At 65.3% G+C, this 21,085-nt stretch carries 23 protein-coding genes and 1 tRNA gene; 5 read left to right on the top strand and 19 right to left on the bottom strand.

What is annotated here, in order from left to right:
• Positions 1 to 71 precede the first annotated feature (71 nt).
• The 6 genes from GOQ09_RS07800 to GOQ09_RS07780 form a co-directional block, all read right to left on the bottom strand.
• Entirely contained in the window at positions 72 to 353 is a 282-nt protein-coding gene (locus tag GOQ09_RS07800; RefSeq protein WP_157612920.1) for a hypothetical protein, read from the bottom strand.
• 20 nt (positions 354 to 373) lie between these two features.
• Positions 374 to 1,876 (bottom strand): type II and III secretion system protein family protein, encoded by a 1,503-nt coding sequence (locus GOQ09_RS07795; protein ID WP_157612919.1) that lies wholly within the window; start codon positions 1,874 to 1,876, stop codon positions 374 to 376.
• A 24-nt stretch (positions 1,877 to 1,900) separates the two neighbouring features.
• Complete coding sequence (cpaB, locus tag GOQ09_RS07790) at positions 1,901 to 2,743, bottom strand: Flp pilus assembly protein CpaB (RefSeq protein ID WP_157612918.1); 843 nt, start codon at positions 2,741 to 2,743, stop codon at positions 1,901 to 1,903.
• Between the two features lie 42 nt (positions 2,744 to 2,785).
• Complete coding sequence (locus GOQ09_RS07785) at positions 2,786 to 3,370, bottom strand: A24 family peptidase (RefSeq protein WP_157612917.1); 585 nt, start codon at positions 3,368 to 3,370, stop codon at positions 2,786 to 2,788.
• 37 nt (positions 3,371 to 3,407) lie between these two features.
• On the bottom strand, positions 3,408 to 3,554 hold the full coding sequence (locus GOQ09_RS26100; RefSeq protein ID WP_165442071.1) for a hypothetical protein: 147 nt from the start codon (positions 3,552 to 3,554) through the stop codon (positions 3,408 to 3,410).
• A 268-nt stretch (positions 3,555 to 3,822) separates the two neighbouring features.
• The gene (locus GOQ09_RS07780) at positions 3,823 to 4,533 is read right to left on the bottom strand and encodes an SDR family NAD(P)-dependent oxidoreductase (protein ID WP_157612916.1); all 711 of its coding nucleotides are present in this window, start codon (positions 4,531 to 4,533) and stop codon (positions 3,823 to 3,825) included.
• Positions 4,534 to 4,671: 138 nt separating this feature from the next.
• On the opposite strand from GOQ09_RS07780, the gene GOQ09_RS07775 reads away from it, so the two are divergent.
• Positions 4,672 to 4,747, top strand: a tRNA-Lys gene (locus GOQ09_RS07775).
• A 138-nt stretch (positions 4,748 to 4,885) separates the two neighbouring features.
• On the opposite strand, the gene GOQ09_RS07770 is transcribed toward GOQ09_RS07775, so the two are convergent.
• On the bottom strand, positions 4,886 to 6,406 hold the full coding sequence (locus GOQ09_RS07770; protein ID WP_157612915.1) for a methyl-accepting chemotaxis protein: 1,521 nt from the start codon (positions 6,404 to 6,406) through the stop codon (positions 4,886 to 4,888).
• A gap of 187 nt (positions 6,407 to 6,593) precedes the next feature.
• On the opposite strand from GOQ09_RS07770, the gene GOQ09_RS07765 reads away from it, so the two are divergent.
• On the top strand, positions 6,594 to 6,872 hold the full coding sequence (locus GOQ09_RS07765) for a hypothetical protein (protein WP_207309934.1): 279 nt from the start codon (positions 6,594 to 6,596) through the stop codon (positions 6,870 to 6,872).
• Positions 6,873 to 6,896: 24 nt separating this feature from the next.
• Here GOQ09_RS07765 and GOQ09_RS07760 read toward each other — a convergent pair whose 3' ends face one another.
• Complete coding sequence (locus GOQ09_RS07760; protein ID WP_242631028.1) at positions 6,897 to 8,141, bottom strand: glycerophosphodiester phosphodiesterase; 1,245 nt, start codon at positions 8,139 to 8,141, stop codon at positions 6,897 to 6,899.
• A 185-nt stretch (positions 8,142 to 8,326) separates the two neighbouring features.
• Between GOQ09_RS07760 and GOQ09_RS07755 the strand changes: the two genes are divergently transcribed.
• Complete coding sequence (locus GOQ09_RS07755; RefSeq protein WP_157612914.1) at positions 8,327 to 9,736, top strand: GAD-like domain-containing protein; 1,410 nt, start codon at positions 8,327 to 8,329, stop codon at positions 9,734 to 9,736.
• Between the two features lie 36 nt (positions 9,737 to 9,772).
• Here the strand turns inward: GOQ09_RS07755 and GOQ09_RS07750 are convergent, their stop codons facing one another.
• Positions 9,773 to 10,171, bottom strand: coding sequence for a hypothetical protein (locus GOQ09_RS07750; RefSeq protein WP_157612913.1), 399 nt, complete (start codon positions 10,169 to 10,171; stop codon positions 9,773 to 9,775).
• Positions 10,172 to 10,396: 225 nt separating this feature from the next.
• On the opposite strand from GOQ09_RS07750, the gene GOQ09_RS07745 reads away from it, so the two are divergent.
• Positions 10,397 to 10,576 (top strand): hypothetical protein, encoded by a 180-nt coding sequence (locus GOQ09_RS07745; protein ID WP_157612912.1) that lies wholly within the window; start codon positions 10,397 to 10,399, stop codon positions 10,574 to 10,576.
• Between the two features lie 113 nt (positions 10,577 to 10,689).
• Positions 10,690 to 11,079, top strand: a complete 390-nt coding sequence (locus tag GOQ09_RS07740) for a hypothetical protein (RefSeq protein WP_157612911.1) — start codon at positions 10,690 to 10,692, stop codon at positions 11,077 to 11,079.
• A 9-nt stretch (positions 11,080 to 11,088) separates the two neighbouring features.
• On the opposite strand, the gene GOQ09_RS07735 is transcribed toward GOQ09_RS07740, so the two are convergent.
• Genes GOQ09_RS07735 through GOQ09_RS07690 form a run of 10 tightly spaced genes read right to left on the bottom strand, consistent with a single transcriptional unit; the run spans position 11,089 to position 21,068 of the window.
• Positions 11,089 to 11,544 (bottom strand): acyl-CoA thioesterase, encoded by a 456-nt coding sequence (locus GOQ09_RS07735; RefSeq protein ID WP_157612910.1) that lies wholly within the window; start codon positions 11,542 to 11,544, stop codon positions 11,089 to 11,091.
• Complete coding sequence (locus GOQ09_RS07730) at positions 11,544 to 12,071, bottom strand: MarR family winged helix-turn-helix transcriptional regulator (protein WP_157612909.1); 528 nt, start codon at positions 12,069 to 12,071, stop codon at positions 11,544 to 11,546. The genes GOQ09_RS07735 and GOQ09_RS07730 overlap by 1 nt, the downstream gene beginning before the upstream one ends.
• On the bottom strand, positions 12,071 to 12,847 hold the full coding sequence (locus GOQ09_RS07725) for an SDR family NAD(P)-dependent oxidoreductase (RefSeq protein ID WP_157612908.1): 777 nt from the start codon (positions 12,845 to 12,847) through the stop codon (positions 12,071 to 12,073). Before GOQ09_RS07725 ends, GOQ09_RS07730 begins: the two co-directional genes overlap by 1 nt.
• Positions 12,848 to 12,888: 41 nt before the next feature.
• Complete coding sequence (locus GOQ09_RS07720) at positions 12,889 to 14,487, bottom strand: ATP-dependent acyl-CoA ligase (RefSeq protein WP_157612907.1); 1,599 nt, start codon at positions 14,485 to 14,487, stop codon at positions 12,889 to 12,891.
• Positions 14,477 to 15,208, bottom strand: a complete 732-nt coding sequence (locus GOQ09_RS07715; protein WP_157612906.1) for an ABC transporter ATP-binding protein — start codon at positions 15,206 to 15,208, stop codon at positions 14,477 to 14,479. The genes GOQ09_RS07720 and GOQ09_RS07715 overlap by 11 nt, the downstream gene beginning before the upstream one ends.
• Positions 15,205 to 16,992, bottom strand: coding sequence for a branched-chain amino acid ABC transporter ATP-binding protein/permease (locus tag GOQ09_RS07710; protein ID WP_157612905.1), 1,788 nt, complete (start codon positions 16,990 to 16,992; stop codon positions 15,205 to 15,207). The genes GOQ09_RS07715 and GOQ09_RS07710 overlap by 4 nt, the downstream gene beginning before the upstream one ends.
• Positions 16,989 to 18,044 carry a branched-chain amino acid ABC transporter permease gene (locus GOQ09_RS07705; protein WP_157612904.1) on the bottom strand — a complete coding sequence of 352 codons (1,056 nt, stop codon included), beginning with the start codon at positions 18,042 to 18,044 and terminating at the stop codon, positions 16,989 to 16,991. Before GOQ09_RS07705 ends, GOQ09_RS07710 begins: the two co-directional genes overlap by 4 nt.
• 37 nt (positions 18,045 to 18,081) lie before the next feature.
• Positions 18,082 to 19,245 (bottom strand): ABC transporter substrate-binding protein, encoded by a 1,164-nt coding sequence (locus tag GOQ09_RS07700; RefSeq protein ID WP_157612903.1) that lies wholly within the window; start codon positions 19,243 to 19,245, stop codon positions 18,082 to 18,084.
• A 39-nt stretch (positions 19,246 to 19,284) separates the two neighbouring features.
• The gene (locus GOQ09_RS07695) at positions 19,285 to 19,752 is read right to left on the bottom strand and encodes an aromatic-ring-hydroxylating dioxygenase subunit beta (RefSeq protein WP_157612902.1); all 468 of its coding nucleotides are present in this window, start codon (positions 19,750 to 19,752) and stop codon (positions 19,285 to 19,287) included.
• A complete protein-coding gene (locus GOQ09_RS07690) occupies positions 19,749 to 21,068 on the bottom strand; it encodes an aromatic ring-hydroxylating dioxygenase subunit alpha (RefSeq protein WP_157612901.1) in 1,320 nt (439 codons plus the stop codon). Before GOQ09_RS07690 ends, GOQ09_RS07695 begins: the two co-directional genes overlap by 4 nt.
• Positions 21,069 to 21,085 lie beyond the last annotated feature (17 nt).

Raw genomic sequence — 21,085 nt, 5'->3', positions numbered from 1 at the left:
GTTCATTGAGATTCGTGGTGCTCTCCTTTCCATCTAAGACTCTGTGGAACAAATCCGCAAGAAGGATCTAGTCACTTCGCCGTGCCACCGATCTGGCCACCGATGTTGATGACATTCAGTGCTGGCGGCGGCGCCTTGTAGGACTCGTGGTACTGCTTCATCGACTCGCTCGCCGAGCGGCCGTCCATGCCGGCAATCGGATTTCCGTCCTTGCCCGCATCGGGATTGAGGGTCATCTTTTTCCTGGCATCACGCACCGCATCGCCAAAGCGCGCGTCGTAGTTGGGCGTGACGTGGGAGCATCCGGTGCCCAGGAGCAGCGCGAGCGCGAGAGTGGTCGACTTGATGAACATGGTGGTGCTCCTGGCTGGTGTCATTGGGTGTTGCCGGCCGGTGCTACCGGTGCCGGCGTGGCGCTTTCGAGGCTGCCGTTCAGGTAGACCTCGGCGCGGCTCGGAACGACGTGGTTGTCGGTCGGAACGCGGGGCACCTCTGCGAGCGGCCGCACCAGGCGCGGCGTGATCACGAACATCAGCTCGGTCTGGTCGTTCTGAAACTCGGTGCTGCGGAACAGCGCCCCCATCACCGGCACTTCGCCCAGCCCGGGATAGCGCTTGATGGTCTCGGTCACGTTGCTCTTGATCAGCCCCGCGATGACGAAGCTCTGCCCGTCGTTGAGCTGCACGGTGGTGTCGGCGCGGCGCACCGTCAGTGAAGGCAGCACGGCGGTCACGCCGGTGACGGTGGTAAAGGGCGAGCCGGTCTGCGACAGGTCCGACACTTCCGAAACCATCTTGAGATTGACCCGGCCGCCGTTGAGCACCGTTGGGGTGAACTTGACCCCGATGCCGAACTCTTTTTCTTCCAGCGTGATGTTCGTTCCGCCGCCGCCGGCAGCGCTTTGCGCAACCGGAATGAAGATCTTTCCGCCAGACAGGAAGCTCGCCTGCTGGCCGCTGATGGCCATGATGTTGGGCTCCGCCAGGATGCGCACTAGGCCGTCGTCCTTCTGGCCGTCGATGCCGATCGACGTGCGGCCGATCCTCAGCGCCTCGATCAGCCCTCCGCCCCCGCTCAGGAAGCTGGAGATCAGCGAATAGCTGTCGCGGCCGCCGCTGCCCGTGCGGCTCAAGCCGACGCGCGCGCCCAGCCGGTCAAGCAGGGACTTGCTGATCTCGGCAATCTTGACTTCGAGCATGACCTGTTGCGGCGCCGTGACGCGCAGCAGGTTCACGACCTTCTTGCCGTCGGCGCCGTAGGCCATGGCCAGGCTCATCACGTCGTCGAGCTTGAGTGCATCGCTGATCTCGCCGGTGAGCACGATCGATTTTTCTGCGCTGCGCACGCGAATGCGGTTCTCTTCAGGCATCAACTCGGCGAGCTTCGATTGAAGTGCACCCGGATCGATGGTGACAAGGACGTCCTTGATGTAGCAGGTGCCGTCGGTGCTTTGCAGCACCACGTTCATCGAGCCGGCCTGACGCCCGCGGAAGAAGAGATCGTTCGGGCTCAGCAGCATCACGTCGACATCGGCCACGCCGTCGCCTGCGTTCGTGGCCGCGGGTGCCGCGGCTGCGGGCTGCCCCGCCGGCGCAGCGGCCGGCGCGCGGTTCGGCGGCTGCCCGCTGACCACGATACGCGCCACGCGTGCCTTGAGCGGAATGACGACCGACTTGCCCAGCACCGCGTAGGTGGGCTGGTCGTCCGGAATGATGGCCGTGCACCGGCGCATGGCGGGTGCGGCGGCCGGCGCGGGGGCCGATGGTGCCGCGGCAGGCGCCGGAGCCGGGGCTGCGAACTCCGCCGCAAACCCGGGTGCCGCCAGGGTCGTGAGCGCCGCCAGCAGCCAGGCGGGTGAAGAAGAGAGATATTGCACTTGTGGTTCCTCCGGGCTGGGTGATCAGAAGCAGGTGAGCGAGCGGGCTGCGTGCTGGATCACTTCCACGCACTCGGATTGCCGCGACGCCGCGGGCGCCGTACGCGGCACTCGCGCAGGGGCCGGCCGGGCTGCCACGGTGGTGGCGATCGGCAGGATTTCCTTCTCGCCGAACAGCTGGCCCTTGGTGATGCCTGCTGTGGCCACCGTGGTCTTGTCCATCTGGTTGCGCAGCACCAGCGAGAGGGTTCCCACGCTGCGCGCCAGGTCGAGCTTTTCGGAGTCTTCGAGCGAGAGCTCCAGCGTCACGGCGCTGACCACCTTCGGCTTCGTGTCGTCGCGGTTGGCCTCTTGCGCCACTGCCAGCACCAGCACTTTTTCGAGCACGGTCTTGCTGATCTGGCGACCCTCTTCACCGCGGTTCTTGTCTTGCTGCGCGTTGACCATTACGTCGACGTAGTTGCCCGGCAGCGCAAAGCCCGCCACGCCGACCACGTCGTTGACCCGCACGGTCATGGCGCGCTTGCCGCTGGCAATGACCGCGGAGAGCCCGCCCTGGGTGCCGACCGGCGCCAGCTTGCCTTCCAGGATGGCCTCTCCTCGCAGCAGGCCGACCTTGACCACGCGATCCTCCAGCGCCTTGGCTTCCGTGAATGAACCGGCCGGCAGTGAGCCGCTCGGCCAGTCGACCAGCGACAGCATCTGGGGATTGACGCGGCTGCCCAGTTCGATGTCGACTGCAGCCACCACCACCTTGTTGGATGCGATGCCGCCCTGCCGAGAGACCCAGCCCGCTGCGTAGACGGCGGCCGCCAGGCCGGTCAGGAGGGCCAGCAGAAGCAGCCCGAGCGCCTTGATGTTTTTCATGCGAATCTCCGCCGTGGATGGATGGATGAAGGAGGGGATGGGTTAGACGAAGCCCAGCTGATGCGCCAGGATCTGTGCAATCGTCCCCACGCAAATGCAGATGCCGTAGGGCAGCTTTCCGATGGATTGCCGCGCGTCGATCGCGCCGCTTGGCCGGACGCCCGCAATGCCCGCAACGACGATGCCCTGCGCCGCGCCCTTGACGTTGGCCAGCATGTGGCCCAGGCGGCGCCGGTGAATGGCCACCGCCACGGCCGCGAAGCCGCCCGCGATACAGGTGAACAGAATGGCCTGCAGCGTTTGCTGAGGGCCGAGAAAGGCGCCGACCATCGCCATCAGCTTGACGTCGCCCGCTCCCATGATCCTCAGCACATAGAACGGCAGCATGATCGCGAAGCCGGTGCCCAGTCCGCCCAGCGCGTTCATCGCGCCTGCCGTCGGCGTACGTGCCGCGAAGGTGCCGTAGACGATCGCGAACACCATGCCGCCGAAGGTGAGCCAATTGGGAATACGGTAGAAGCGCACGTCGCTCACCGCGGCCATCACCAGCAGAACGAAGAGCCCGCCCATGCGGAAGTCCGATGCCAAGAGCATCAGCAGATCGAGGAAAGCGTCGAGTTCCGTCATGAGTTTTCTGCTCCGTATGGACAGGGTCAGTGGCACTTCAGGCGCTGCGCCGTATCGCCAGCAGCAGGAGCAGGCACACAACCAGCACCAGCGCACCGATGAGCGCAAATTCCATGAACGACATGCCGGCGTCTTCGCGCAGCAGGTTCGCGAAGGTTCTTGGCAGCAGTTCGATCGGTTCCATGCGTTTTCTCCAGTGAGGTAGCCAACCGGCGCCGCCTTTCATCCGAACCGGATCGAAGCGTTCTGCCGTGGAGTCACTGTAGAAATTGCCCGCTCTGCGCACATGAGCGATGCGCCCCTTCCAAAGGGAGACAATCGCCCCGCTCGCGCCTGCCGCCCCCATGACAAAGCGCCTGCCTCGCGCAGCGGCTGTTCTTGCGGTAGCGCAAAGCAAAACGCCCTGGCGTTGCGCCAGGGCGTTTGTTCATTTATGGATCAGGTGCGGCGCGTCAGGTGTCGAGCGTCAGGTGCTGTCCATGCAGCGCCGCGGCGGCGGGCGATGCCAGGAAGGCGATGGTCTGCGCGGCCACCGAAGTCGATACCCATTCCGCGGGATTCGCGTCAGGCATGGCCTGCCGGTTGGCCGGCGTATCGAGCACGCTGGGCGCAACACTGTTGACGCACACGCCATGCGGTGCGGCTTCGGCGGCCATGGCTTCAACCAGGCGCTGCAGCGCGCTCTTCGATGCAATGTAGGCCGCCATGGCAGGCAGGCCGCGCGCCGCTACCTTGGCGGTAACGGCAACGATGCGCCCGGCGCCGCGCTCGATCATCGAAGGCAGCACTGCCTGCGTGACCGCGACGAAAGACCAGGCGTTGAGATTCATCATCCGGTCCCAGCTTGCGCGCGAGAGCGCGTGAGTCGCCTCGCCCATCTCAAAGCCGCCTGCAATGTGAACCAGTGCATCGATGCGGCCGAAAGCCTTGAGCGCCTGGCCCGACAGGTCCGCCATTTCGGACGGCGACGTCACATCTCCCGCGAGCAGCAGGTGCTGCGAATTGTCGAGACCCGGAAAGACCTCCGTCAGGCGGTCGAGGCGGTGATCGATCAACGCAAGGCGAGCGCCCTGCTCGAGAAAATGCTGCGCCACCGCGCGGCCCAGCGCACCGGCGGCCCCGGTGATCACGACATGCGGCAGCTCGGTGATTGGATCGGTCATGGAAAATCTCCTTGGTTGAGGGCCAGGCCCGTCGATGATGGCGAATCCTACCGCCGCCCCGCACAAAATCGTGGAGCCCCGGAATTTTTACGCTATACTTGCGGTCTTGCCTAAAAACGCACAACGTTTTGAGCGCAAGGGCTCTTAGCTCAGTTGGTAGAGCAGCGGACTCTTAATCCGTAGGTCGAGTGTTCGAGTCACTCAGGGCCCACCACCAACACCCAAAATAGCACGGTTTCCGTGCTATTTTTTTGTGAGTACCGTGCTGCGATTCAAGCGCGTGTTCGCAAATAAAAAACCTCCCGCTGCAAGGCAGGGAGGTTTTTTTATGCCGCCGGGTTTGGCACGTCGATCAGACCTTGAACACGCGCACCGCCTGAACCAGGCTATCGGCTTGCTCCTGCAGCGAGCCTGCCGCCGCCGCGGCCTGCTCCACCAGCGCGGCGTTCTGCTGCGTCGCCTGGTCCATCTGCGAGATGGCCTGGTTGACCTGCTCGATGCCCGAAGTCTGTTCCTGGCTCGCGGCCATGATCTCGCCCATGATGTCGGTCACCCGGCGCACGCTGGCCACGATCTCCTGCATCGTCTTGCCTGCCTCGGCCACCTGGTCGCTGCCCGTACCCACCTTGTCGACCGAGTCGTCGATCAGCGTTTTTATTTCCTTGGCTGCGCCGGCTGAGCGCTGCGCCAGATTGCGCACTTCGGACGCCACCACCGCAAAACCGCGGCCCTGCTCACCGGCACGCGCCGCTTCAACAGCCGCATTCAGCGCGAGGATGTTGGTCTGGAAAGCAATGCCGTCGATCACGCCGATGATGTCGACGATCTTCCTGGACGAAGCATTGATCGAGCCCATGGTGTCGACCACCTGCCCGACCACGTCGCCGCCGCGCACCGCGACCTCGGAGGCGGTAACAGCCAGTTGGTTGGCCTGGCGTGCGTTGTCGGCGTTCTGCTTCACGGTGGAGGTGAGCTCTTCCATCGACGCGGCGGTCTGCTGCAGCGAACTGGCCTGTTCTTCGGTGCGTGAAGACAGGTCGAGGTTGCCTGAGGCGATCTGGCCGCTGGCCGTGGCAATGGTGTCGGTGGAACCGCGAATCTCGGTCACCGTGCCAGCCAGGCTGCGCTGCATCTGGTGCATTGCATGCAGCAGGCTGGCGGTGTCGCCCGGGCGCAGCCGCACTTCGATGCCCAGGTCGCCCGCGCCAATCCGGCGCACCACCTCGGAGGCGTAGCTGGGCTCGCCGCCGAGTTGGCGGTAGAGGTTTCTCGCCATGCCCCAGGCCATGCCGCCCACAACGACCATGAGCACACCGCCGATTGCCAGCAGGATGGCCGTGTTGCGCCAGAACACGGTGTCGATGTCGTCGATGTAGTCCCCAAAACCCACGATCCAGTCCCAGGGCTCGAACTTGACGATGGCGTAGAGCTTCTGCACTTCTTCCTTGGCTCCCGGACGGGTGCCATAGGCCGTGAGCGTGGCAACCTTGTGGCCTGCCAGCGCGGCGCGGTAGCGCTCGCCGGCTTCCTTACCGCCTTTGGCGTCCACGATGCCCACGCGCTTGGGGTTCGGGTGCACGTAGTTGACGTCGTTCGTGTAGCCGCGCACGAAGAAATAGAGCTCGTCCTTGCGCAGGCTGCCAATGAGTTTCTTCGCTTCTGCCTGCGCCTGGTCACGCGTGAGTTCGCCCGACTTTTCCTGCTCATGAAGGCGCTCCAGCGAGGCGTTCGCCAGCACCACCAGCGTGGAGAGCTGTGAGGTCCGCTCCTTCATCATCGACTGGCGCAGCGTCGACAGCGAAACGGAGGCCAAGACGACCATGCCAAGCAGCGCCGCAGCGCACAAAAGGAGAATTCGGGTTCGGAGCTTCATGAGGGCAGCAGACAGCAGGAGATGAATACACCTGCTTATCGGCAGCGGCACCGGAAACTTTAGTTTTCGATGCATGCACCCGAATCGTATTTATTGATGTGAAAAACTCACATTTATTTACCGTGAACGGTCGCACGGATGAGCCCCGGGAGGCGGATGCTGAAGGCTTTCATCGGAGGCCAAGGCAATGCTCAATCAAGTCATTCACAACGCGACCATCACATTGCAATTGCCGCTCGACATGAGCGCCGACGCCGAAATCGCAGCGCTTCGATCCGCGGGAATTCCTGTGGACGGGTTGGGCAATGCGACATCCGGTTATCTCTTCGTGCGGACCACGGGGCGCGGCGACCACGTGGTCAACACCTTTCGATGGTTCGCAACCAGCCTTGGCAAGGCGCCCGCCGGTTCCGCTCAGAATCCCCAGCCGCCTGTTCACGCCGAGGCGGGCGCATCGGCGTGGTAACCGGCTGGCGGGAATGCCGCTGCGTCAATCGTTGTTGCGCTCGCACTTGCGTGAGTTGACCAAGCAGCCCGCATAGTCGGGGTCGTGCTTGAGCAGGAACATCGCGCGCGCCGCCACTGCCGTGTCCGCGAAATCGCTGAACAAGCCGTCGACGCCAGCCTCGTAGAACGCGAGGTACTCGTTGACGGCGTTGCCGCCGAAGCTGCCGGTCAGCCGCTTCTGTTCGCTGCGGAAGGTATACGGATGGACCAGAAGTCCCAACCGGTGCGCATTGGCGATCACGTCGGTGGGCGGCAGCAGCACGCGGTCGCGATCGTCGACAACGCCGTCGCCCGTCACGTCGGCGCACGCGCCGTTCTGCACCGACTTGCAGGCGCTTGAAATGAGGTACGGCTTCCAGGGCCCGATGCCGTCGGCATAGCCCCTGACCTCTTGCAGGCCGCGCGGCGTCACCAAGTCCTTGAACTGGCCGTCGCGGTTGGACACGACCCAGTCGTAAGGCTTGTCGTAGGGCTTGCTGAAGTCCAGCGAGCCGTCTGGCTTGACGTCGTTGGCGTCCACCAACTGGATCAGCCGCACGCTCGTCTTGCTGCGCAGATAGCGAAGATTGGCGGTTTCGAACGACTGGATGAAGACCGGCGCATTGCGCTGGTTCCAGCCCGCTGCACTCAGCACGGCCAGCAGGCGGTCTTCCAACGGCAGGCCGATGGCCTGGTGATAGGTCGGATGCTTCGTCTCTGGATAGATGCCGATGCGCCGGCCCTCCTCGCGCGACTTGCGCTTCGCCAGGTCGATCACCTCCGCCAGCGTCGGAACCTGGAACCTGCCGTTGAAGGACTGGTCGCGCTCAGGAAAAGACTGCACCGCGCGCAATTGCTTGATCTCGGCCAAGGTGAAATCGCTGGCAAAGAAGCCCTCGGTCGGAACGCCGTCGAGCACGACCGTGCGCCGGCGGTTTGCAAACTGCGGCAGGTCCTTCACGTTGGTGGTATCGATGAGGTTGGGCTCGTGGCGCGCGATCAGGTGGCCGTCCTTCGTGGCCACAAGGTCAGGCTCGACGTAATCGGCGCCCAGCGAAATGCCCAGCGCATAGGCCTCGAGCGTGTGCTCAGGCAGGTAGCCGTTGGCGCCGCCCCGGTGCCCGATCACCAGCGGCGCGTTGTCGGCGCGCCGACGCGCGCGCTCTTCGTGCGCAGTTGCCGGCGCGGCGGATACAAACAACATGCCCAGGCCGAGCATGGCGGTGCAGATCTTCTTCAGGTGGTTCAAGGCAAGTCTCCTGTTGGTGTGCGAGCGGAACTTAGGCGCCCTGCATGACGAGCTGGTGAATCGGCCTCGGGGCCGCCCGGCTATCGGGGTGCGGATCATGACGCGCCGGTTTTGCCGGCGCAATCCCCAGGGGAGCCGGCTCGCGCAGAATCCGGGCTCATCGCATTCCTGAAAAGCGCAAGCCCATGTTCGGCCGAATCAAGCTCCACCCATTCATCAAGGCGAACCCGCCGCATGCCGGCTGCACACCCGCCACGCAGGAGCTGCTGGGCAAGTACGAAGGCCGGCTGCCCGCGGCAATGCTCGAGCTTTGGCGCAAACATGGCCTGGGGTTTTACGGACACCGGCAGATCTGCCTGATCGATCCGGATGCATGGCAAGCCACGCTCGACCGGTGGATCGTTGCTCCGCCGGGAGACACCGTGGTGCGGGTGCCGTTTGCGATCACGCCCTTCGGCACCCTGCTCTTCTACCGGAAGCTCACCGCCACAGACGAAGACGTGGCAACGCTGAACCCCGTGACGCGCAGCACCAGCATCCTGAGCTGGGACGCGGTGGATTTCTTCAACAGCGTGCTGAGCGATCCGGACTCGGTCGATGAATTCATCCGTCCGGACATGCTGGAAACGGCGCAGCGAGGAGCCGGCCCGCTCGCAGCCGGCGAGGTCTACTACGTCGATCCAATGCTGCTGTCCATGCAGATGCTGAAGATCGTCAAGACCGATGCACTGGAACTTCACCAGAAGCTTCGCGCGGAGGTCGATCACGAAAGCGCCCCGCCTGCATCGCCGCCCAACAGCGTTTTTGCAGCCATGCCCGCCGAATACCGCGAGGCCTTCAAGAACACGGAAAGAGACGACGACCGCCCAAGCGGACTCTTCCTGTCGACCTACATCGACTGGCGCCGGCTGCTCGCGCTCGACGGCAATGGCAGCTACCAGCTGCTGTTCTGGGAAAACGACGAAAAAACAGGCGAGGCGGTGGGAGTGCGGCACTACAGCGGGCCGTACGAGATCTTCGAAACAGACGGCGGCGACCGCCTGGTTCAACTCGAGGTGGTGCTGAACGAAGATTCGCTCGGCAGCGATGCCAACGACGAGCGCCTGTACGTCATGCAAAGCGGCGGCGAAGCTTGGCTGCTGCAGGAGGGCTCCATCGAAGACATCGCAACATCCATCGGCCCCGACGGGAGGATGGGCCGGTCCGAACACTACTTCCGGCCCGTGCGGTTGACCGATCCCTTTCCTGCCGACGAGCCCGACGGAACTACCGCCCCGCCCTTCGAAGACCTGCCAGCCGCGCTGCAAGCCCTGGTGCACCGCGAACCGCTGCGGGCCACGATCATCGAGGTCAGCGCGCAAGGCGATCCCGAGGAATCGACCGTGATGGTCAAGGTAGATCTCGGAAGCAACCACGGCCTGCGGATGAACATGCCGCTCATGTCACTCAAGGGCAGCCCGCGCAATCTTTACGGCTGGGTGTGGGAGATGGACGCCGAGCGCTGCGGCGTCGGCATCGAAGTGGAGTACGACTCGGCGGGCGCGATCATCGAGGGGCCGGAGATAGGCGACGTGCTTGTCACACGGGCGGATTGAGGCAGGCCCGCGCCGCTTGCCGTAGCCGGCGGTCCTTCAACCCGCCATCCACCCTTCGGCAAAGCGCGACAACAGCTCGCGCTTCTCGCCCGCTTCCGCAATCAGGTATTGCCGGGCATGCTGCTGGGCCAGTTCGCTCGCCAAGAACCATTGCTCGCGCGTTTCGTCGCCTTGCGGCGGCGGCTTGCCCCAGATAGCGCTCTCGCCTAGAAAAGCCTCGGTAACCGGCAGGCGCCCGTCGGTTCGGCCCAACTCCGACAGCGGGTTGGGCGGCCCGCCAAGGTCGACGCGGACGTGAACGGCATCGCCTTCCACGTGGATGGAAGCACCCAGGCCGCCCGCCTGGAGCACACTCCACAGTTGTTCGGCGGAAGCGTGGCGAACCCAGCTTTCCAACGCTCGCTTCAGGCTTTCGGTGATGATTTCTTTGTCCATACGGCAATATTTCACACTTTTCTAAAGTGATTTCACCAGCATTCGGCCCTGTCCCGCGCCGAAAAGGCGATTGGCATGGCATCTTGCGGGTTGCTGTCATGCATCGCAAGAAGAACAAGAACTCCGACGATAGGGGCGCATAAGGTTTCGAAGCTCAAGCTCGTTGCACCCGCCTAGGCGGGTATTTTTTTGTTCCGCCTCGCGGGCTACGCTATATTTCCTGTCATGGAAAAGGCGTCAGACTTAGGCAAACCCACTGTTCCCATCGACCTTATCGGTCCGGAGCACTGGGCCCGTTCAAGCCGCCGCAGCGGCCGCACCACCAAGGTGATCTGCCTGATCGTCGGCGGCCTTGCAACCGCCGGGATCATCGCCTACGGCGTCTTCGGCGGCTTCAGCCGCTGAGCCTCCACCCCGGGGTACCGCGGTTCTTTGCCCTTTCGAGCCGTAAACAGTGTTTACGGCACCATCGACAACCGGGACAATCGTTCTCGTCCCCTTGTTGTCGTTTTCAAACAGTGCCCAATCTCACCGTCGCGCGTCGCCGCAATGCTCTTGCGCTGCACCGCCGCTTTCTTGAAGGGGCCATTGCAGCCGGACTGCCCGCCAAGGGGCTGGACCAGGCCTTTGCCAGGAAGATCGAGATCTCCCCCAGCATGTGGAGCCAGATCAAGAGTTCGCGGCCCATCGGCGACAAGCTCGCGCGGCAGATCGAGCAGCACTGCGAAGTGGAAACTGGCTGGCTCGACAAGGAAGACCGCGCCTCCGAAGTGCCCGACGCGGCCGAAGAGCGCTTCATTGCGGCCGCGCGCGAGGCCTGGCGCCAGGCCAATGCAAAGGGGAAAAAAGAGCTCAGCGGCTGGCTCAAGCAGCGCGCACGCGGGCCGAGCGAAGAGCCGCAGTCCTGACCTTTTTCTTCACGCGGCAGAAGAGCGCGACGCGCGCAGGATGGCCGCGCGCAAGTCTTGCGGAATTTCCACCGCACGATGGCTCTCGAGCGAAGTCGTCACCAGAACCTGCTTCACTTGCATGCGCAGTTCGCCGCTGGCAGGCTCGAAACAGCGCAGGACGAGCGCCATCGAGCGTGAGCCCAGCCGTTCGACAGAAAGGCCGAGTGCGACCTGGTCGCCCATGCGGCTCACCGCGCGAAAGTCGGCTTCGAGCCGAACCGTGGGCAAGCCGATGCGCCGCTCCGAGATGAGCGCGTGGTAGTCGATGCCAAGCCCTTCGCTCACCCAGTCTTCCACCAGCCCATTGAGCATGACGAAGTACTGCGGGTAGAACACGATGCCCGCCGGATCGCAGTCGGAAAAGCGGATCATCCGCGCGCGGCGGAACTCGGCGTGGGGCGCACGCGGCTCGCTTGCGCTCATCAGCCCTCCTCGCCCGACGGCTCGCTGCGCATCACGTGCACGCGAAGTTGCCCGAGTTGCGCATGCATCTGCTTCACGGTCTTCATGTCCAGGCCCGAGAACATTTCGAGAATCCATTGCTCGTGCTCCTTGGCCATGGCCTCGAAGCTGGCGCGGCCCTTGGGCGTGAGGCTCACGATCCACGAGCGCCGATCGTCGGGGCTGTGCGCGCGCCCCACCACGCCGTCGCGCTCGAGTTCGTCCGTCAGCCCGGTGACGTTGCCGCCCGTCACCATCAGGTAGCGCGACAGCACGCGCATCTTCAGGCCCTCTTCGTAGCGATAGAGCTGCGCCATGTAGTCGAAGCGCGCCAGCGAAATGCCGAAGCGCTCGCGCAGCCGGCGCCGAATTTCGGCTTCGATCTGCGTGGTGCTTGCAAGCATGCGCAGCCACAGCTTGAGCATGGCGTGGTCTTCACGGCCCGCACGTGCCTCGTGGCCGAGTTCTTCGGCGTCGCTGAGCGCGGCGTGCGAGGCATCGTTGCGCATTACATGACCTCCCCGCCGGAAACCGATATTGACTGCCCCGTGACAGACGCAGCGCCCTCGCCGCACAGCCAGCGCACCGCATCGGCCACCTCGGCGGGCTGCACGATGCGCCGCTGCGGATTGACGTTGGCAAACTCGGCCAGCGCATCGGCTTCGCTGCGGCCGGTCTTGCCCACCACATTGGCGACGCTCGCGCGCAGGATGTCGGTGTCGGTGTAGCCGGGGCATACCGCGTTCACCGTCACGCCCTTGCGGGCCACTTCGAGCGCAAGCGAGCGCGTGAGCCCGATCACCCCGTGCTTGGCAGCCGTGTAGGCGGCCACATAGGCATAGCCTTTCTGGCCGGCGGTGCTCGCAATATTCACGATGCGGCCCCAGCCCGCCTCGAGCATATCGGGCAGCGCCGCTTGAGCGCACAAGAAACTGCCTGTCAGGTTGACCGACAGCATGCGCTGCCAGAGCTCGACCGAAGTCTTGAGAAAAGGCGCGCTTTCTGCGGCGCCGGCGTTGTTCACCAGGATCGCGACGGGCCCTCGCCCGGCGCGCGCCTGCGCGAAGGCAGCCTGCACCGCTTGCGAATCGGCCACATCGGCGGCCGCAACCCCGTGGCCTTGGCCCGGGAGCGAGACAGCCGCGCGTTGAAGCGAATCGATGTCGCGCCCGAGCAAGGTCAGCGTGGCGCCTTCGGCGGCCAGGGTACGGGCGATTTCGGCGCCGATGCCGCGTGCGGCGCCGGTTACCAGGGCATGGCGGCCCTTCAATGAATTTGCTTGCATGCCTGAAATGTTTAGTTCTGAACTATTTTAGCGATTGTGGCTCATCGCCTGTTCAGCGCACGGTCCCAGGTCTGCGTGCTGACACCGCGCTCGCGCAGCTTGAACTTCTGCACCTTGCCGTTCTCGGTGCGCGGCAGGTCGGGCAATACATCGACATAGCGGGGCACCGCAAAGTACGGCAGGCGGCTTTCGCAGAAGCTCATCAGTTCGAGCGGATCGATGCGTTCGCCCTCGCGCGGCACCAGCGCGGCCATGACTTCGTCTTCTGCCAGTTCGGAACGCACCGGGTACACCGCGCAAGACGCAACGCTGCGATGGCTCAGCAGCACCTGCTCCACTTCGAACGACGATATGTTTTCGCCGCGCCGGCGGATCGCGTCCTTGATGCGGTCGACAAACCTGAAGGCTCCGTCGGTTTCGCGCACCACGCGGTCGCCGGTATGAAACCAGAGGTTGCGCCAGGCCTCCACCGTCTTTTCGGGCATGTTGAAGTAGCCGCTCGCGAAGGCATACGGTTCGTCTGCGCGCAGCAGCAGCTCACCGGCTTCTCCGGGGGGCAGCTCTACGTCGCTTTCATCGGCAACGCGCGCCTGGAAGCCGGGCCGCAGCCACCCCATGACGCCGCCGCGTGGCGAATCGGGCGCGGTGGCAATGGCAAAGTTGGTCTCGGTGGAACCATAGCCCTCAAGCAGGCGCACGCCGGTGCGCTCGAAGAACGCCTTGCCGGCGGCATCGGGCACACCAGGCCCGAGGCCGATGCGCACGCGATGGTTGCGCTCGCCCTCGCCCGCGGGTTGCGCAAGCAGTATCGGCACCATGGCGCCCAGCAGGTAGACCACGGTGGCACCGTTCGCATGCATCGAAGGCCAGAAGCCCGAGGCCGAGAAGCGCGTTTCGAAGACGACTTCAGCGCCTGTAAGCGCAGCTTGCGCAAGGGTGTTGAGCGCATTGATGTGAAAGAGCGGCAGCGTGGTGCACAGCACGTCGTCCGCCGCCACGCCGAGCACCTCGGCGCTGTTCACACCCCACCAGAAATACTGCGCGTGCGGGCAGACCACGCCCTTGGCGGGACCGGTAGTGCCCGAGGTATACAGAATGGCGAGCGGGTCGCCGGGCTGAACATCGGCCGGCCCAACAGCTGCGCTGCCGGAGGGATACGCCAGCACGCGCACGCCGGCCGGTGCCAGCCACGCGGCGGGTTCGCCGTCGGCCGCCTCGCCGACGACCCAGATTTCCTTGAGCTTCGTTCGCTCCAGGTCCGCAGCCTGCAGGCGGTTCAGAAAGCCGGCCTCGATGACCAGCAGCTTCGCTTCGCTGTGCGCAAGAAAGTACCCGATCTGCGGCCCCATGGAGGCAGTGTTGATCGGCACCGTCGAAGCGCCGATCCAACCGGCACCGAGAAAGGTTTCAAGAAACTCGATGCGGTTGCCGCACATCACGGCCACGCGGTCTCCCCGCTCGACACCGGCTTGCGTGAGCGCGCCGCCGCGAGCGCCGGCTGCTTCTGCCGCGTCGGCGTGCGACCAGCGAGAGCCCGCAATGCGCAGCAATGGGCGCGTGCCGAACATCGCGGCCTGGCGCTGCAGCATGGCGGGCAGCGTGCGCTGCGCCGGTGGCACCGAGCGCGGTTCACTCGTCATCGTGCGTGCCTCCGCCAAGATAGGTGGCCTGCACACGAGGGTCGCTCGCCAGTTCGGCCGAAGCGCCCGAAAGCGCGATCTCGCCGGTTTCCAGCACGTAGCCGTGGTCCGAGGTTTCGAGTGCGGCGCGCGCGTTCTGCTCCACCAGCAGGATCGATACGCCGTCTTCGCGCAGCTTGCGCACGATGGTGAGAATGTCCCGCACGATCAGCGGTGCAAGGCCGAGGCTGGGCTCGTCGAGCATCAGCAGGCGCGGCGCGGACATGAGCGCACGGCCCACCGCCAGCATCTGCCGCTCGCCGCCCGAGAGCGTGTCGGCGCGCTGCGCACGTCGCTCCGCGAGCCGCGGAAAACGGTCATATACCGATTGCAGCCGCTTCTTCATCGCGTCGCCTCGCAGCCGCTTGGCATAGGCGCCGAGCTGCAGGTTGTCGAGCACGGTGAGCTCGCCGAACAGCTCCCGCTTCTCGGGCACAAGGCACAGGCCGCGCTCCACGCGCGCCTCCACATCCAGCCCTTGCAGGTCTTCGCCCTCGAAGCGCAGCGTGCCCTTGCAGGGCAGCAGGCCCATGGCAGCGGCCAGCAGCGTGGTTTTGCCCGCACCGTTGGGGCCGATCACCGAGATGATCTGCCCCGGCTGCAGGTCGAGCGAAACGCCTCGCACGGCCTCCACCTGCCCATACGACACGTGCAGATCGCCAATCTCCAGCATCGCGGTCATACAACGCTCCCCAGGTAGGCCGCCTGCACACGCTCGTCGGCACGCACCGCGGACGGCACGCCCTCCACGAGCTTGGAGCCGAAGTTCATCACCACCAACCGGTCCACCAGTTTCATCACGAAGTCCATGTCGTGTTCCACGATCAGGATGGTCACGCCCTCTTCGCGCAGTTTGCGAAGCAAGTCGCCGAGCGCCATCTTTTCCTTGCGGCGCAGGCCCGCCGCGGGCTCGTCGAGCACCAGCAGCACCGGGTCTGCAGCCAGCGCGCGCGCAATTTCGAGAATGCGCTGCGTGCCCAGCGGCAGGCTGCCTGCGAGCTCATGTGCGCGGTCGCCCAGGCCGATACGGTCGAGCTGGCGCTGCGCCTCCTGCAGGATCTGCTTTTCCTCGGTGCGGTCCAGCCGCAGGCCGGCCTTCAAGACACCCGAGCGCGTGCGCGAATGCGCGCCCAGCGCCACGTTGTCGAGCAGGCTCATGTGCGGCCGCAGCTTTACGTGCTGGAAGGTGCGCGCCAGCCCCAGCCGCGCCACCTGGCGCTGCGGCATGCCGGCGATGTCATGCTCCAGAAAGCGCACCTGGCCCGCGCTCATCGGCAGCGTGCACGTCAGCAGGTTGAACATCGTCGACTTGCCCGCGCCGTTCGGGCCGATCAAACCGATGATCTCGCCCGCATTCACTTCGAAGCTCACGTCGTTAACAGCCACGAGCCCGCCGAAGCGCTTGACGGCGCCTTTCACCGACAGCACCTGCGTGCCGCGCGCGGGCAACTGGCGATGCGGCAGCGGATCGACCGCGGGTGCGTCGTAGCGTGATGAACCGTGGGTGCCGCCCTTGCGGCGCATCCAGCGCCGCAGCAGGCCCATGACGCCGCCCCGCGCAAAGTGCAGCAGCAGAATGAACAGCGTTGCGAACGCCACCGCCTCCAGCTGCCCGGCACGCTGCGTGAGCATGGGCAGCACGTCTTGCAGGCCGTTCTTCAGCACCAGCACCAGGGCCGCGCCCACCAGCGCGCCAGCCAGTTGCCCGAGCCCGCCGGCCACCGCCATCAGCAAATACTCGATGCTCGCGCGCACGTCGAACGGGGACGGGCTCACGAAGCGGTTCATGTGCGCATAGAGCCAACCAGCCAGCCCCGCAAAGAGCGCGGCCGTCACAAACAGCGTGAGCCGCACGCGGTAGGCATCCGCCCCCACGCTGGCCAGCAGCGTGGCACCGCCGCGCAGCCCGCGAATCGCCCGGCCCGGGCGCGACTGCAGCAGGTTGTGGCTGAACAGGCAGGCGATCCCGACCACCACCCAGATCAGGTAGTACATCGACCGCGGATCGGCCAGCGACCAGCCCGCGACCTGCAGCGCCGGAATGTTCGACAGCCCCGTATGGCGCCCGAGCGCATCGACGTTGCCGAACAGCATTGCGATGGACAACCCCCAGGCGATGGTGCTCAGCGGCAGGAAGTGCCCGCCCAGCCGAAGCGTGAGCATGCCGATGGCGAGCGCCGAGAGCCCGGTGAGCAGCAGCGCGAACAGAAGGCCGATCCATGGAGACATGCCCTGCGTGGTCGTGAGCCACGCCGTCGCATAGGCCGCGATTCCCACGAAGGCCGCCTGCCCGAACGAGGTTGCACCGCCCACGCCGGTGAGCAGCACCAGCCCGAGCGCCACCAGCGCGCCGATGCCGATGTCGTTGAGCAGAGAAACGGTGAAGCTGCCCGCCACCGCCGGCACCAGCGCCAGCACGACGACGACCAGGGCGATCAAGCCCATGCGTTTGCGGTTGCCGTTCATTGCTCCACCTCGTCTTCTTCCTCTTCGGAGTGCGCGGCCATGAAGGAGCGCAGCATCAGCACCGGTATGAGCAGGCTGAACACGATCACGTCTTTCAGCGCACCGCTCCAGAAAGACGCAAAGCTTTCCACCACGCCGACCGCGAGCGCGCCCACGGCCGTCATCGGATAGCTCACGAGCCCGCCGATGATTGCGGCCACGAACGCCTTCAGGCCGATGATGAAACCCGAGTCGTAGTACATGGTCGTCACCGGCGCGATCAGCACGCCGATGAGCCCGGCCAGCAGCGATGCACAACCGTAGGCCAGCAGCGCCGTGCGCACCGGCCGGATGCCGACCAGCCGCGCACCCACGCGGTTGACGGCCGTGGCGCGCAGCGCCTTGCCGGCCACCGTGCGCTCGAACACCAGGAAGAACAACCCGCTCAGCACAATGGCCGCGCCCACCATCAGCACCACCTGGCCGCTGACCGTGAACCCGTCGCCCAGCGTGAACACCGCGCTCGTGAGCGGCGTGGTGCGCGAGCCTTCAGGGCCGAAGAACAACAGGCCCAGGCCCGAGAGCAGGAAGTGCAGCGCCAGCGACACGATCAGCAGCACCAGCACCGACGCGTCGGCAATCGGCTGAAACACCACCCGCGCCAGCAGCGGCGCGATGGGCACCACCAGGAGCACCGCCACCGCGATATGCACCGCCACCGGCACGCCCGGCCGCGCCGCAAGCCATGCAAGCACGCAGGGAATCGCGGGCAACACGCCCCACATCAGCACCGCCTTCGGAATGCGGGCGACCTCACCGCGCCGCAGCAGGCTGCCGACTTCGGTTACCAGCGCCAGCGCCGTGAGCACCGCCACCATGCCGATGGTCGGGGGCACGCGGCCGGTTTCGAAGGCAGCCAGCGACAGTGCCGCAAAGGCCGCGATGTCGCCGAACGGCACGAACACCACCCGCGTGACCGAAAAGATCAGCACCAGCCCGAGCCCGGCGAGCAGATAGACGGCACCGTTGGCCAGGCCATCGGTGATGAGGATCAGCGCGACGTCCCACGTCATGGGAAAACCTCAGGCAAGAACATCGTCGTCAAGCGGTTCAAGGTGCGAGCTTCCATTGGCCGTTGTCGAGCTTGACGATCACGCGGGCACGTTCGTCCACGCCGTAGAGGCTGCCGGGCTTGAAGCTGTACACGCCGTGCGTGCCCACCACCTCCTTGGTGCTGAAGATCGCATCGCGCAATGCCACCCGAAACTCCGCCGTGCCCGGCTCGGCCTTCTTCATGGCGCGCGAGGCGGCATCGGCAAACACCAGCCAGCCATCGAAGGAATAGGCCGAGAAGGCATCGCTGGTCGGCGCGTTGTTGACCTTCTGGAACACCGCACGGAAGTCGGTCGCGATCTTCTTGGTCGGGTAGGTGTCCGGCAGCTGCTCGGCAACGATCACCGGGCCGGTGGGCATCGACGCGTTCTGGCCGGAAGCGCCGACCACGCGCACGAAGTCGGGGTTGATGAGCCCATGCTGGCCGTACACGCCCCCCTTGTAGCCGCGCTCCTGCAGCGCGAGAAACGGCAATGCGCCCGGCGTGCCGGCGCCGCCGGTCATCACCGCATCCGGACGCAGCGCGACGATCTTCAGCACCTGCCCGGTCACGGAGGCATCGGCGCGCGCGTAGCGCTCGTTGCTCACCACCTTGATGCCGGCTTCGGGCGCGGCCTTCATGAGCGCGTTGTAGACCAGGTCGCCCCAGGCGTCGGTAAAGCCGATGTAGCCTACGGTCTTCACGTTGTTGCGCTTCATTCGCTCGACCACCGCATCGATCATCAGCTGCGTGGGCTGCGCAACCGTCATGACCCACGGGTTCTCGTTCGCGTCGAGCAGAATGGGCGTGAGGCCGATCATCGGCGTCTTCGCGTCGCGGCCGACCTGCGCCATTGCGATGGCCGCCGGCACGCCCGAAGTGCCCATGAGCACATCGACCTTCTCCTCTTCGACGAGCTTGCGCGCATTGCGCCCGGCCGTGGTCGGGTCGGAGCCGTCGTCCAGCACGATGAGCTGCACCTTGCGTCCGTTGATCTCGGGCTTGTAGGCCAGGGCCGCCTGCATGCCCTTCGCATACGGCACGCCCAACGAAGAATTGGGGCCCGAAAGCGACACGCTCAGGCCGACCTTGAGGTCGGCCGCAAACGCGCTCGCAACGCTGCAGGCAGTCAGCGCCGCGGCGATGGCACCGCGCGTCAAGGTCAGCATCAGGCTCTTCATGTCGTAGCTCCAGTGAGAAAGAATGGAAGGAACGGAAACTCAGATGAACAACTGAATGGCCGGCAGAGCGCGCCCGGCGTTGAGCAGGTCGAGGCGCTTCTCCCGAATGCGCCAGCCCGAGGGTGTTTGCGCCAGGTGGTGGCGGGCCGTGCCGCTCAGCAATATCTGTGATTCGCCGCGCGCCTCGACGTAGAGGAACGGCGTGCGAAGGCGCACCTCATCGCCCGTCTCGCTCTCGATGCGCGAGGGCTGCAGCACATGCTGGCTGTGGCTTGCGGGGTGCTGCGAATGGGCACGCGGGTTCTTCAGCCGGTCCACGCGCAGCTGCAACAGCAGCCGGTCTTCGTAGGCCAGCGAGTTGTGCGAGAAAGGATCGGCCTGAGCCGCGCCGAGCAGCGGCACCCAGTAGTGGCCGTTGTCGGCAAAGAGCGCCAGCCAGTCGTCGAAGCGCCGCTCGTCGAGCAGTGCGGCCTCATGCGCAACGAAATCACGCGGGTCGCCGGTCATGCAGCCACCTCCGAAGCCATCGCCTTCGCCCATGCGCGGAACTGGTTGCGCATCAGCAGCTCGTTGGTGCCGTTGGTGGTGATGGTGGCTTGTGCGAGCTCGGCCGCATCGAAGTTGCGGTGCAGGCTCACCCATTCGTTACCGCCAGCGCGCAAGCCCTGCTGGATGCTTTCGAAAAGGTGCACGTCATCGTGCGCCACCACCGACATCGGCGAGAACACGAGCCGGTTGTAGCTCATCGCCCGCTCGAAGAGCAGCGCCGGCGCGCCCGCTGCGCGGAAGCTCCAGGCTTCGATCAATGTTCGATCAGCGGCCAGGGGCCGGATCACGCGGATGGCTTGCGGAGAGCCCTTTACCGAAAGGCTCGGATACAGCACCGAGTTCTGCGGCGAGCGCTGCAGGATGTCGGCTGCGCGCTCCGCACCGTGCGCAGCCTGCATCGCGGCTTCGTACTCGGGCAGCTGCGCATAGTTGGAGTGAATGCTGAAGTTGACCCCCAGCACGCTGTGGCCGTTGGTGAACACCCGCCCGCCCATCTTGTCGAAAAACTCGTAGCCAGAGCCGAAGGGGAGGATCTGCTCCATCGCCATCGGCTTGGGGTCGGTGGGCGCGTGGCCCTCCCACAGCGCCTCGGCCGCCTTGGTGGCCGACTCGTGCGTGGACATCGGATGCACCGTGTCGTTGATGTTCTCGAGGTACATCTTCCAGTTGCAGCGGACGATGTTGCGCAGCACGCCGCCGCCTACCGTGAGCTTGCCCTCGGGCGAACGGTCGACCATGTTGTCGATGGCGCCGAGCACCGCGCCGAAATAGTCTTCGAACGAAGGGCCAGCATCAGAGAGGCGCACGAAGACGAAGTCGCGGTACACCTTCACATGCTTCACCACCGACAACCCCTGGCCCGATTCGCAGGCCTTGAGCTGAGTGCCCTCGTAGCCGTTCTTCAGCGGCAGGCCGAGCGGCGCGCCATCGAGCTTATAGGTCCACGCGTGATACGGGCAGCGGAAGAAGCGACCGACGTTGCCGCTCTCGTCCGTAACCAGCTGCGTGCCCTTGTGGGCGCAGCGGTTGTACATGACATGCACCGCGCCATCGGGCTGCCGCACCATGAGGAGCGGCCGGCCCGCGACCTCCTGCGTCACGAAGTCGCCCGCCTCCGGCACCTGGCTCGCATGGCCGAGAAAGACCCAGGTGTTCGCGAACAGGCGCTCCTGCTCCAATGCGAAGATCTCCTCGCTCAGGTACAGGTCGCGGTGCACGCGGTCGTCCTGCACCAGGGCGGCAATGCGGTCGGGATGATGGCGGTAGCTGGTCATCGGCGGACGCTCGGTTT

This window comes from Variovorax paradoxus (assembly GCF_009755665.1).
Taxonomy (GTDB): Bacteria; Pseudomonadota; Gammaproteobacteria; order Burkholderiales; family Burkholderiaceae_C; genus Variovorax; species Variovorax paradoxus_G.
The sequence above is the reverse complement of the archived record's forward strand: the minus strand, read 5'-3'. Positions and strand labels throughout refer to the sequence as shown.

What these genes read in the sequence shown, in the direction of transcription:
- GOQ09_RS07800 (WP_157612920.1), bottom strand. Translation starts at nt 353, where the DNA reads ATGTTCATCAAGTCGACCACTCTCGCGCTCGCGCTGCTCCTGGGCACC.
- cpaB (WP_157612918.1), bottom strand. Translation starts at nt 2,743, where the DNA reads ATGAAAAACATCAAGGCGCTCGGGCTGCTTCTGCTGGCCCTCCTGACC.
- GOQ09_RS07785 (WP_157612917.1), bottom strand. Translation starts at nt 3,370, where the DNA reads ATGACGGAACTCGACGCTTTCCTCGATCTGCTGATGCTCTTGGCATCG.
- GOQ09_RS26100 (WP_165442071.1), bottom strand. Translation starts at nt 3,554, where the DNA reads ATGGAACCGATCGAACTGCTGCCAAGAACCTTCGCGAACCTGCTGCGC.
- GOQ09_RS07780 (WP_157612916.1), bottom strand. Translation starts at nt 4,533, where the DNA reads ATGACCGATCCAATCACCGAGCTGCCGCATGTCGTGATCACCGGGGCC.
- GOQ09_RS07770 (WP_157612915.1), bottom strand. Translation starts at nt 6,406, where the DNA reads ATGAAGCTCCGAACCCGAATTCTCCTTTTGTGCGCTGCGGCGCTGCTT.
- GOQ09_RS07765 (WP_207309934.1), top strand. Translation starts at nt 6,594, where the DNA reads ATGCTCAATCAAGTCATTCACAACGCGACCATCACATTGCAATTGCCG.
- GOQ09_RS07755 (WP_157612914.1), top strand. Translation starts at nt 8,327, where the DNA reads ATGTTCGGCCGAATCAAGCTCCACCCATTCATCAAGGCGAACCCGCCG.
- GOQ09_RS07750 (WP_157612913.1), bottom strand. Translation starts at nt 10,171, where the DNA reads ATGGACAAAGAAATCATCACCGAAAGCCTGAAGCGAGCGTTGGAAAGC.
- GOQ09_RS07745 (WP_157612912.1), top strand. Translation starts at nt 10,397, where the DNA reads ATGGAAAAGGCGTCAGACTTAGGCAAACCCACTGTTCCCATCGACCTT.
- GOQ09_RS07735 (WP_157612910.1), bottom strand. Translation starts at nt 11,544, where the DNA reads ATGAGCGCAAGCGAGCCGCGTGCGCCCCACGCCGAGTTCCGCCGCGCG.
- GOQ09_RS07730 (WP_157612909.1), bottom strand. Translation starts at nt 12,071, where the DNA reads ATGCGCAACGATGCCTCGCACGCCGCGCTCAGCGACGCCGAAGAACTC.
- GOQ09_RS07725 (WP_157612908.1), bottom strand. Translation starts at nt 12,847, where the DNA reads ATGCAAGCAAATTCATTGAAGGGCCGCCATGCCCTGGTAACCGGCGCC.
- GOQ09_RS07720 (WP_157612907.1), bottom strand. Translation starts at nt 14,487, where the DNA reads ATGACGAGTGAACCGCGCTCGGTGCCACCGGCGCAGCGCACGCTGCCC.
- GOQ09_RS07715 (WP_157612906.1), bottom strand. Translation starts at nt 15,208, where the DNA reads ATGACCGCGATGCTGGAGATTGGCGATCTGCACGTGTCGTATGGGCAG.
- GOQ09_RS07710 (WP_157612905.1), bottom strand. Translation starts at nt 16,992, where the DNA reads ATGAACGGCAACCGCAAACGCATGGGCTTGATCGCCCTGGTCGTCGTC.
- GOQ09_RS07705 (WP_157612904.1), bottom strand. Translation starts at nt 18,044, where the DNA reads ATGACGTGGGACGTCGCGCTGATCCTCATCACCGATGGCCTGGCCAAC.
- GOQ09_RS07700 (WP_157612903.1), bottom strand. Translation starts at nt 19,245, where the DNA reads ATGAAGAGCCTGATGCTGACCTTGACGCGCGGTGCCATCGCCGCGGCG.
- GOQ09_RS07695 (WP_157612902.1), bottom strand. Translation starts at nt 19,752, where the DNA reads ATGACCGGCGACCCGCGTGATTTCGTTGCGCATGAGGCCGCACTGCTC.
- GOQ09_RS07690 (WP_157612901.1), bottom strand. Translation starts at nt 21,068, where the DNA reads ATGACCAGCTACCGCCATCATCCCGACCGCATTGCCGCCCTGGTGCAG.